We start from the raw sequence: 10,634 nt of genomic DNA on the forward strand, positions 1-10,634 counted from the left end.
AAACTGCCTCCCTATATGGATTTGGATTACAACAATAACGTATCGATGATGCGATGATATTGCATGAGATGCGGGTCAAGCTGCCGGATTCCGTACCCTTTCAGAAATTCGGCGACTTCCTCGCTGCGTTTCGTGTATACGGTTAAGCTTTTGACCGCATAGTAAATATCGTAATAGGGGTCCGCGATACCTGCTCCTCCCATATCGATAAACGCTTGGATTTTGCCGTTGTCCACGATCACATTGCCCGACCCGTAATCCCCATGGGTAAAAACAAGCTCGCGATCGGACGGCTTGTGCCGTTCCAAATAGTCTAACAATCGTTCAACGCTAGAATCGGGAAAGGCAGCCTTTGCCGATTCCTCTGTCTCCCTCCTTCTCTCCAGCATATTGCTGCGCACCATTCCGATCAAGCGATCCGGCGTAAAATCCCGAAACGGACAGTCCTCGGCCGGAACGTTATGTATCGTCCTCAGTCCTTCGCCGAGCAAGCGGCCCATGCTTTTCTGACCGGCTCCCGGCTCATAATCTTCCGCCGTATCCCCTTCGATATATGCCATGACGACATATTCCATGTCATCCATTTCCTCATAACCGATGACCCGGGGAACGGGGACTTTGCCGTAAACCCACCGGAGTCTTTCCGCGTCGTCAGCCAACCTTCCTGCGTGCTCCTTGCTTTTCATTTTCAACACGTATTGCTCTGCGTTCCTCATTTCGATCTTGTAAGTGGCCTGGTAATGACGACCTTTATCGATCGGGATGATGTTTGTGATGTTCGGTAGGTCGATCAGATGGCTCGGCAGCTTGAAGGCAAGATGGCTATTGTCCATCATAACCTCCCGATGGCTTCAATCAGCTTGTCCCGGACCGAATCCGGCTCATTAACGACTTTGCTCTCAGGCTCTTGCCAACCGAACCCATCATTCCGGTACCTTGGAAACAGATGTAGATGAAAATGATTTAGATCGTTAAATACGCCGCCGTTCTGCATCATGCTGATTCCGTCAGGCCTATAAACTGCTTGAAGAGCATGGCTAATCCGTGAAGCAGCATCCATAACGGAGGCCATCAACGCGGCATCCATGTCGATCAGCTCGCGGACATGGGCTTTGGGCAAAATTAACGTATGTCCCTCGTTGATCGGGTCGATATCCAGAAAGCAGCTCACATGCTCATTTTCAAAAATAATCCGGACCTCTTCAACGCCATTAGCCAACCGGCAGCCTAAACAATCCATGCTCTTCTCCCTCATTTCGTCCCCGTTCCGCTTAATATTTTGAAAGCTCCCGGCGGGTCGGTTTCTATGAAATGTTTGATTTGAATCGCACATTCCCGGGCAGACCGTTCATTCGTATGGACTTCGATGTCGTACCTGCTATGTCGGTGCACGATATCGATTTGCGCCTTGGCTAAGCCGATCGGCCGGTCTCCGCGCGCACGTTCCCTTCGTTCGAGTTCACCCAGCGGACACCTTACGCCGACAAAATAAGCTCGCGTATCCTGCAGCAATTCTGCGCATTCCTTCAGCCAACCCGGCTCGACCAATACGTGATCGACGACAATGTTTTTGCCAATCCTGCAAAATGCAGCGATGTAATGGTGAAACAACGAGATGACCGGCGTTTCGATCATTTCGTCCCTCTCGATGGTTTGCACTTCTTCTCTCGAAAGCTGTGTACCGAACATATTCAACAACATGTCATTAACTCCTGCAATCGCGTTATCGACGGAAAGGTACATCCATTCCCCTCCCAGCAACTGGAGCAGCTCGTTCGATAGGCTTGTTTTGCCCGAACTGGATGTGCCGTTCAGAAAAATAATTGTTCCGTTATTCAATCTTAATCGATCCCCTTTGCGCTCTAAGCGTTCACGAACTGATTTTAATAATCAACTACAGGCGAAACATTCTATCAAATCGTAAAATTTTAACTTTTCAAAATCTACTTTAACCCCATATTCTTCATAAAACCGATTTACCCACTCCGCCCCAAAATTTCGGATCAAACTACGATGGATTGCGGATAGATCGCGATACTTATCTGAGATACCGGCATCTGCCAGATCGATAAAACCGCTGATAACTCCATCTTTTATGACGATATTGGGCACGGAATAATCCCCATGTGTGAAAACTAGCTCCTCCTTCACTTCACTACGCATCCTTTGAATGAAACCATATAAATTATCGATTCCATCATTAAATTCTTCTTCGATCTCAGCTATGTTTACTAATCCTGCATTAAGCCTTTGTTCAATCAATTTCAATCTTCCGCCTAAAGAATAATCAAAAGGACAATTTGCTATGGATAGCGTATGAATAGATCGTAATCCTTTGGCTAGAACGGCTACGGTTGCTTGAATATCGCTCTTAAAAATCTCATCCGTAGCGTCTTTGCCTTCGATTTCGGACATTAATAAATATTCGTATTCCTGGTCCTTGGAATAATAGAGTACATCCGGCACAGCGAGCTTACCCTTAAGCCATAGTAATCGATCTCTATAATTTTCTAACGGTTCCCTATGGCCGACCGGCAATACCTTCAGATATCCCGTAAATTCTCCTTGAGTACGGTAAGTCGACGCCCCTGAGTATGGAGCATCGATAGGCTTCCAATTTGAGTTATGCAAAATCTCAGCCAAATCGCTTGGCAGCACATAATAAAAATTTTTCAATGAAAATATCCCCCTTCTTAAAAGGTCTCATTCGCTTGAAGCTCCCCTAACATCATAACACCCTCCCCTTGATTCCTCTGGTAAAAAAAGATTCTAATTATTCCTTCTCGACTCCAAATATCACCCGATGGGCGGTACAAAAACAAAAAAAGGACGCCGTTATTGACGTCCTTACCCTACCCATATTTTTATTTTTTTCTAAGGCTCTGTTTATTTGCGAATAGAACAACCATATAATAGGGTATACGATATTTTTTCGATATTTCCATGCTTGTCGCTTTTGGTTTTTTTGCTAATTCATTTTGGATTAAAGATAGCATTTTTTCTTTTTTCAAATTAACTACCTCCATATTAAATGGGGATAATTGCAATACCGGCCGGGGCATTTCCTACTTTAATCTTATCGATTACTTTTTGTTTCCTTGTAGCAATCACTGAAACGGTGTTTCCTAGAAGATTAGTAACATAAGCGAATTTGCTATCCTTTGTAATCGCAACAAGAAGCGGACCCTTGCCGGCGGGAATCGTTTTAATGACCTTATTTCTACAAACGTCAATTACGGATACGGTGTTGTCGGCAATATTGGCAATATAAGCAAACTTATTATTGGGAGTAACAGCAACACCAACTGGTGCATTCCCAACTCTAATCGTTTTTACGATTTTTTGTTTCTTCGTATCAATGACGGATACCGTATTATCGAATTCATTGGTGACATAGGCGATTTTTCCATTGTTAGCAAATGCAATTTGCTGCGGTCCATCTCCGCTTTTAATCGTTTTGACCTTCTTACGATTTTGCTCATCGAATATACTTATTGTATTGCTTACAAAATTAGCGACATAAACTTGGACTTTCCTCCTACACTGATTTTGCAGTACGGTAACCCCACCGGGACTGTCCCCCACCTTGATCGTATCAACAATCTTCTTACCCTTTAAATCCAAGACGGAAACTGTATCGTCAGCGCTATTTGTGACATAAACGAATTTTTTCGAGGTTGTAACATCGTTTGGAGACTTCCCAACGACTGTCGTGCGAATCACTTTGTTGGTTTTTCTGTCAATCACCTGAAGAGTGTTGGAGCCATTATTGACAACGTAGGCAAATTTCCCTCCCGGTGAAACTGCAGCTTCAAACGGGTTAACTCCTGTTTTGATCGTCTTGATCACTTTTCTTATTTTCGTGTTAATAATCGACAATGTATTATCTTGAACATTTGTGACGTATGCAAACCGAAACGGTACTTTGCAAGGATTTTTCACTTCCAAAGTAAATTAACTCCTTTCTACAGCCAGTGTAGAATATCATATTCTAGCCTTTGACCATAGGAATCAGCACGTATCTCTATAAATAGCCCATTATTACTAGAACGGCATAGACATTAGATTGGTATATCCGGATTAAAGGTGTTCAGTTATGCAGCAAAAAAGGACGCTGGAGTGACGTCCCTTCGATTTGCATGCAAAATACCGGGAAATGGGGAAATAGCCGAGCAAAACACCCGGCTAAGCCGGGTTTCCACCCGCTAGCCGGCAGCCTCTTGATACCAGGCCGCCTGTGCGCGGAACATCGCGGCGTATTCGCCGCCTGCGGCGAGGAGCGTCTCGTGCGAGCCCTGCTCGACGATGCGCCCGCCTTGCAGCACGACGATCCGGTCGGCGAAGCGCGCCCAGCCGAGCCGGTGCGAGACGAACAGCACGGTGCGGCCGAGTGCCAGCTCGCGGAACGAGCGATACAGCTCGGTTTCGTGCTGCGGGTCGAGCGCCGCGGTCGGCTCATCGAGCACGAGCAGCTTCGCGTCGCGCAGCGCCGCCCTTGCAATGGCGAGCCGCTGCCACTGGCCGCCGCTCAGCTCGCGGCCGCCTTCGGACGTGAGCCCGGTCCGGGCGTCAAGTCCGCCGGGCATCGCTTCGAGCGCTTCGGCCCCGCTCGTCCGTAGCGCTCGGCGCAGGGCTGCGTCGTCGACGGCGGCACCCGGCAGCCCGAAGCCAACGTTGTCGCGCAGCGTCGTCTCGTACCGGACGAAGTCCTGGAACGCTGCGGACATCGATTGGCGCAGCAGCGCCGGGTTCAGCTCCGCAAGATCGACCCCATCCCATGCGATCGTCCCCGCCGTTGGTTTATATAGGCCGAGCAGCAACCGGACGAGCGTCGACTTGCCCGCCCCGTTCTCGCCGACGAGCGCTACGGTCACCCCGGGCTCAAGCGTGAGCCGGATGCCGTTCAGCGCCGGTTCGGCCGCGCCCGCGTAGCGATAGGTCACATCTTCGAATGTGATCCGGCCTATGGCTCCGGGGGCCTGTTTATGTGGCAACGGCGACGAAAAGACGCGTGGATGAGGCGAACCTTCGGTTGGGCGTTGCAGCGCGTACGATGGGGAGCCTTCTGGATGGCGCGGAAGTACAGTGGCGGAAGCATCCACTGACCTTCCAAGTCCGGGTCCGGATTCTGATTCTGATTCCGGTTCTAATCTTCGACCTGATCCTAGTCCCGACTCCGGCGCTTCGCTTAAAAATTCAACCAGATCATACAGCTTGGCCCCTTGGATGTAGATTTTCCCGACCGGAAAAGCCAATCTTCCGGAAATACCGTGAGCTTGCCGCATCGCCTGGAATACGACAACGAGCGTACCCGTAGTCACACCGCCTGACTTCAGCTGCAACGCCAGCCAAACGATCACCCCGAACAATCCTGTAATCTGCAGCGCGGATACGATCATGCCGCGCCGAATCTCCCTCCGATTCGCGTTCGTGCGCAGCGACAGCGACTGGCGCATCAACCCGCTCCATTTATCAATAAGATAATCCATCGAGCCGGAAATACGCATATCCCTTACTGTCTCGGGCCGGACGATCGCATCGCGCAAGTAGTCCGATTCCCTCCCGGACCGCGTCAAGTCCCGGTTAAGCCGTCTTTTGACCAAGTCCGATTCGAGGCGGATGCCGAACGAAACCGCAAAAACAAGGACAAGCGCAACCCCAACGACCGGGTGCGCCATCGCGGCAACCGCGACCAAGCCGATCAGCTCGCAAACAAGCTGTACCGTCGCGATCGTCTGCTGCAGCGCGCCGAACAAATCGGCGCCTGCCGTCGATTCCGCCCGCTGCAGCCGATCCGCATAGTCGGGATTGTCCATGCGTTCGAGCGGAACGGTTACCGCCTTCGCATGCACCTCCGACTGGATGAGCATCGTCGCCCGGTCGCGGAGCCGCGCATCGATCATGCCCTGCACGGTGGCGAGGATAACTCGAAGCAGCGCCGCGGCGGTCAACAGAACAAGCGGCCCTGCCGCTAGAGTGAGCAGCGTCGCCCAATCCCGTTCGCCTGTGCTGTTTGCAATAACGTCGATTAGTTCCTTCTGCGCCGCATAATGAAACACAACGAGCAGCCCCAGGCCCAGCGGAACGCCCAGCCATACCGATGCAAGCACGGGCATGTCACGCCAAATCCTGTACAACAGCCTGAGCAAGCTGCGAGCAGCCCCAGCGCGTGAATGTCGTTTCATCCCCATCCCTCCTCACACGTACCATGATGCTTGCAAATCAAACATTCGCCGGTATTCCCCGTTCCGCTCCATCAGCTCGGCATGCGTTCCCTGCTCCACCAGCCGTCCTTCTTTCAATACCCAGATAACGTCCGCCAGCTTCGCCGCACCGAGCCGATGTGTCACTAGCAAGGCCGAACGGCCTTCCGTTACGCGCAGGAACAAATCGAACGCCTCTTTCTCGGCCTGTGGATCAAGCGCCGCGGTCGGCTCGTCGAAGAAGACAAAACCCGCGTCCCGCAGCAATGCACGGGCCGTCACGATCTTCTGCCATTCGCCGCCCGACGGCTCAATCCCGCCGAATGTCGCGCCTAGCTGGACATCCAGGTCGTCAAATCGGCAGCCCGTGCATTGCAGCACATCACGCAGTCGATCATCATGTCGCAGCTCGGATAGCTTGCCGAGGGCGACATTCTCGCGAAGCATGACGTACAACCGAGCAAAATCCTGAAACACAGCGGACACCTCATGCCCCACCGTATCGGCTGCCCTCTCCTCTCCGGGCCTGAAGGCGCTCCAAATCACTTCGCCTTCATCCGGGGCGTACAATCCGGTTAACAGCTTGACCAGCGTGGACTTGCCGGAGCCGTTTTCGCCTACGAGCGCTACGCGGCAGCCTTGCGGAATCGCCAGATCGATTCCGTCTATCGTATCGCGAGCTGTACCGGGATAACGGAAGCGAAGTCCGCTTGCCCGCAGCGATATGCCCAGCTTGCTCCCTATCGCCATCCTGGGGGGATGTGCGGCCGCAGCTAAAACCTGTGAGCTTGCGGAAATAGCTCTTGGTTGTTCGATATCCCGCAACATCGGCTGTAACCCTGATGCCCCTTCCGCCTCGCCGGCACTTTCTTGTTTTCGCGATCCCCCCGTGTTTAACGCGTTCAGCATCAAGCAGCCCCGATCCCGCTCCAATTCCATATATGCGCGGAAGTCCTCCCATCGCATCGACAGCTTCCGAATGTTTACGATGTGGCCGACCAGGCTCGGCAGCTTGGACAATAACATCGTTAATGCCATGAACAATAAGGCAAAATCACCTGCGCTCAGCTTCGCTCCACCGGGCAGCAGCACGAGCATCGCAACGAGCACGCCGCCGAGCAGCGCCATGAGCAGCTCCGGACCGAGCTTGCGAAGCTCCGCCGAACGAACGGCGCGGAACGTCTCCCGTGACTGGCTTTCGGCCAGCACCGTCCATCGCGATGACAGCAGCGGGCCCAGCCCGAACAGGCGGACCTCCTTCGCCGCATCTCTGCGCGTCATCAGCTCGGCGTAATGGCGCAGCAGCCTTCGCTCCGGCGTCTGCTGACGCGACAGCCGCTCGATGCTCTGCGCCGATCGGCCGGATGCCCGAGCCAGCACCAGCGCAGCCGCACCCGCGGCAATCACCGGCAGCCATTGCCCGTAATAGAGCAGCATCGCGATCAGCGCAGCCGATTGCAGAATGAGCTGCAGCAAGTGCACGCCGGTGTTGTATAACTCGTACAGCGAAACTTGCAAAGCCCGCTCGCGCAAATCTTTGATCTTCGGCGACTCCACAGATGCAAGCGGCAAACGAGCCGTATGCCGCAAAATAAGCCGCTTCTCCTCCAAGGCGCCTAGCTCGCTTAATCGCGTCATCGCCATCGGAATCGGCACGCCGAAACCGATGTTGCCTACGAACAGCAGCGCCGCGAGCCAGGCCGCCTCTGCAATGATCGGCGCTATCGATGACGCGGGCGTCCACATCTGCACTTGATGAATAAGCGACTTGACGAGCAGCAGCTCCAGCGCCATGATCGGAACCGAAATAATTAATGCCGCCGCGAGTACGAGTACCGGTTTTTTTTCCAACCGGTACAAGGTGCCCGCAGCATCCCAAAAACTTTTGAATGATAGTTCTATGCCGATCCTTCTCCCTCCATCGCCAAAAACATGACCAAGATATGGTTACACTTGCCGGCCGGCATGAAATAAGATATAGGAAAATCGAGGAAAAATATAGACTTATAATGATCGCTGATTTATAATACTATTATAAGGAGCCTGGAACAGGTATCTGTATTTGAATTCACCCAGAAACGAGTTTCGACACCGCTTAGGTGTTTTTTTATTTTTCCGATAACGACGCTCATTCGCGCATCTGTCGTTATATCACTGCCTAACCTATGAATCGAATTCCAAACCCTGCGGCCCGGCACACAGCCAAAGCTGCGCATACGATCCCCTTGAACGGTCGGCATTTTGACCTTTCATGCGGGACTTTTTTTATCTCTTCCATTGACCCAAAATCCCCTCGCATTGACTTTATTTCGCAGGACAGGTACAAAGAAAGGAAGAAGTGCGACACTTCAAGGAAGGTGAGCCACGTGACGAAAATATTGCTTGTTGACGACGATCCGCATATCCGCGAGCTTGCGGCCTTATATTTAACCGACGAAGGGTTCGAAATCATCGAAGCCGCCAACGGCGAGGAAGCTTGGGATTACGTTGCGGGAGGCCATCCGTTCGATATGGTTATTCTCGACATCATGATGCCGAAGCTCGACGGATGGGAGCTGTGCCGCAAGCTGCGCGAGCGCGGGGAGTTTCCGATCTTGATGATTACCGCCAAAGCCGAACAGGATTACAAAATCAAAGGGTTTCACTTAGGCACGGACGACTATTTGACCAAGCCGTTCGATCCGCTCGAAATGGTGCTGCGGGTCAAAGCGCTGCTCAAGCGTTATCGCATTGCCGCTTCGCAGAAGGTGGAGCTGGGCGAGCTGACGCTCGACAAGCTCGGGTATCTAATCATCGACCGCGCGAACCAGGAGACGATTACGCTCCCGCGCAAGGAATTCGAATTGCTGTACCAGCTTGCCAGCCATCCCGGACAACTGTTCACCCGCGCGCAACTGATCGAACAAATATGGGGGCTCGACTATGAGGGCGACGAGCGAACGATCGATACGCATATTAAGCGGCTTCGCGAACGATTCGCCGGGTACGAAACGACGTCGTTCCGAATCGTGACGCTGCGCGGCCTCGGCTATCGGCTGGAGGTTTCCCGTGATTAAGTCGCTATACGTCCGGGTCGTGCTCGTATTCATCGGAGCGGTGATTCTAAGTCTAGTCGTCGCTTTGTCGGTGTCGCAGACGATCTACATGAATAAGATCAAAGGCTCGATCGAAAACGAACTGATTGCAACCGGCAAAAATATTATTCGTTCGCTTCAGATTTCCCCGGTCGGCGGCATCGAGGAATACATGAGCCAGGCCGCGATCCCTACGACCTTCAATATCGAGGTTTTTGATGCGGATAAGCGGCTGGTTTACTTGAACAACGCCAAAACGGACATTACCGCCGACCAGCTGCAGGCCGTGTTGAACGGAGGTGTCTATAGAGGGAATGTCCTCTCCAGCCAGGAGCATGGACCGGACCATATGCTGATCGGACTGCCTTTCCAGCTTAAAGCCCGTTCTTATGCGCTTTTCCTGTCGCCCAGATTTGAAGTATTGATCCGCACGTTCCAGGAGGTTGTCCGTACGCTGCTGGCGATCGCCTTGGTCGTAGGCAGCTTGTTGATCCTGATCGCCGCGCGTTATATCGTCCGGCCGCTGCGCATTTTAACCGAAGCGACCCGCAAAGTCGCTACCGGCAATTTCAACGTATCGATCCGCTCGAAGAGCAAAGACGAGGTCGGACAGCTGACGAGCAGCTTCAATGACATGACCAAACAGCTCGCCGCGCTCGATCAGATGCGAACCGATTTCGTCAACAGCGTCTCCCACGAAATCCAATCGCCGCTTATGTCCATCTTAGGTTTCACGAAAGCGCTCAAAAACAAGCAGATGGACGAACAAAGTCGTTTGCATTATTTGACGATTATTGAAGAAGAGAGCGAGCGTTTGTCACGCATGGGCCAAAATCTGCTGCGGCTATCCTCCCTCCAATCCGAGCATCCGCCCGTCTCTCCGCGAAAGTTCCGTTTGGATGAGCAGCTTCGCGGCACGATTATCGCGAGCGAGCCCCAGTGGACCGCCAAGTCGCTAGAGATCGAATTGGATCTGGAAGAAACGATCATCGAGGCGGACGAGGATTTGCTCAACCAGGTATGGACGAATTTGCTGCATAATGCCGTCAAGTTTACCCCAAACGGGGGACAAGTCCGCATATTTCTTGAATGTGAGGGGGAATGGGCGGTCGTCCGGATGGCCGACAGCGGAATCGGCATCGCGGAAGAAGAGCGGAACCGTATTTTCATTCCATTCCACAAAACGGACAAATCCAGAGATACCGCCGTCAAAGGCAACGGCCTCGGATTATCGATCGTCAAGCGCATCGTAGACCTGCATCATGGCGACATTTCGGTCGGAGGAGCCGTTAACGAAGGAACCGTCATCACGGTGAAGCTGCCGCGTTCATTCGGACATTTGTAAGGTTCCGTACAC

Annotated in this window: 9 protein-coding genes; 2 read left to right on the top strand and 7 right to left on the bottom strand. The window is 52.4% G+C overall.

Going from position 1 to position 10,634, the window contains the following annotated elements; all coding sequences use genetic code 11:
• Positions 1–26 precede the first annotated feature (26 nt).
• From AC0LWM_RS19655 to AC0LWM_RS19685, 7 genes are all read right to left on the bottom strand, one after another.
• The gene (locus AC0LWM_RS19655; protein ID WP_474676694.1) at positions 27–833 is read right to left on the bottom strand and encodes an aminoglycoside 3'-phosphotransferase; all 807 of its coding nucleotides are present in this window, start codon (positions 831–833) and stop codon (positions 27–29) included.
• Positions 833–1,240 (bottom strand): HIT family protein, encoded by a 408-nt coding sequence (locus AC0LWM_RS19660; RefSeq protein WP_474676695.1) that lies wholly within the window; start codon positions 1,238–1,240, stop codon positions 833–835. Before AC0LWM_RS19660 ends, AC0LWM_RS19655 begins: the two co-directional genes overlap by 1 nt.
• A gap of 11 nt (positions 1,241–1,251) precedes the next feature.
• Complete coding sequence (locus tag AC0LWM_RS19665; RefSeq protein WP_474676696.1) at positions 1,252–1,839, bottom strand: chloramphenicol phosphotransferase CPT family protein; 588 nt, start codon at positions 1,837–1,839, stop codon at positions 1,252–1,254.
• Positions 1,840–1,890: 51 nt separating this feature from the next.
• The gene (locus tag AC0LWM_RS19670; RefSeq protein WP_474676697.1) at positions 1,891–2,676 is read right to left on the bottom strand and encodes an APH(3') family aminoglycoside O-phosphotransferase; all 786 of its coding nucleotides are present in this window, start codon (positions 2,674–2,676) and stop codon (positions 1,891–1,893) included.
• Positions 2,677–3,027: 351 nt separating this feature from the next.
• Entirely contained in the window at positions 3,028–3,942 is a 915-nt protein-coding gene (locus tag AC0LWM_RS19675) for a YVTN family beta-propeller repeat protein (protein ID WP_474676828.1), read from the bottom strand.
• Positions 3,943–4,205: 263 nt separating this feature from the next.
• A complete protein-coding gene (locus AC0LWM_RS19680) occupies positions 4,206–6,185 on the bottom strand; it encodes an ABC transporter ATP-binding protein (protein ID WP_474676698.1) in 1,980 nt (659 codons plus the stop codon).
• A gap of 12 nt (positions 6,186–6,197) precedes the next feature.
• The gene (locus tag AC0LWM_RS19685) at positions 6,198–8,063 is read right to left on the bottom strand and encodes an ATP-binding cassette domain-containing protein (protein ID WP_474676699.1); all 1,866 of its coding nucleotides are present in this window, start codon (positions 8,061–8,063) and stop codon (positions 6,198–6,200) included.
• 506 nt (positions 8,064–8,569) lie between these two features.
• Here AC0LWM_RS19685 and AC0LWM_RS19690 point away from each other — a divergent pair.
• Together AC0LWM_RS19690 and AC0LWM_RS19695 are read left to right on the top strand one after the other, a co-directional pair.
• Positions 8,570–9,259, top strand: a complete 690-nt coding sequence (locus AC0LWM_RS19690; protein ID WP_474676700.1) for a response regulator transcription factor — start codon at positions 8,570–8,572, stop codon at positions 9,257–9,259.
• A complete protein-coding gene (locus tag AC0LWM_RS19695; RefSeq protein ID WP_474676701.1) occupies positions 9,252–10,622 on the top strand; it encodes a sensor histidine kinase in 1,371 nt (456 codons plus the stop codon). The genes AC0LWM_RS19690 and AC0LWM_RS19695 overlap by 8 nt, the downstream gene beginning before the upstream one ends.
• Positions 10,623–10,634: the final 12 nt, after the last annotated feature.

This window comes from Paenibacillus sp. sgz302148 (genome assembly GCF_056120465.1).

What these genes read in the sequence shown, in the direction of transcription:
- AC0LWM_RS19680 (WP_474676698.1), bottom strand. Translation starts at nt 6,185, where the DNA reads ATGAAACGACATTCACGCGCTGGGGCTGCTCGCAGCTTGCTCAGGCTG.
- AC0LWM_RS19660 (WP_474676695.1), bottom strand. Translation starts at nt 1,240, where the DNA reads ATGGATTGTTTAGGCTGCCGGTTGGCTAATGGCGTTGAAGAGGTCCGG.
- AC0LWM_RS19655 (WP_474676694.1), bottom strand. Translation starts at nt 833, where the DNA reads ATGGACAATAGCCATCTTGCCTTCAAGCTGCCGAGCCATCTGATCGAC.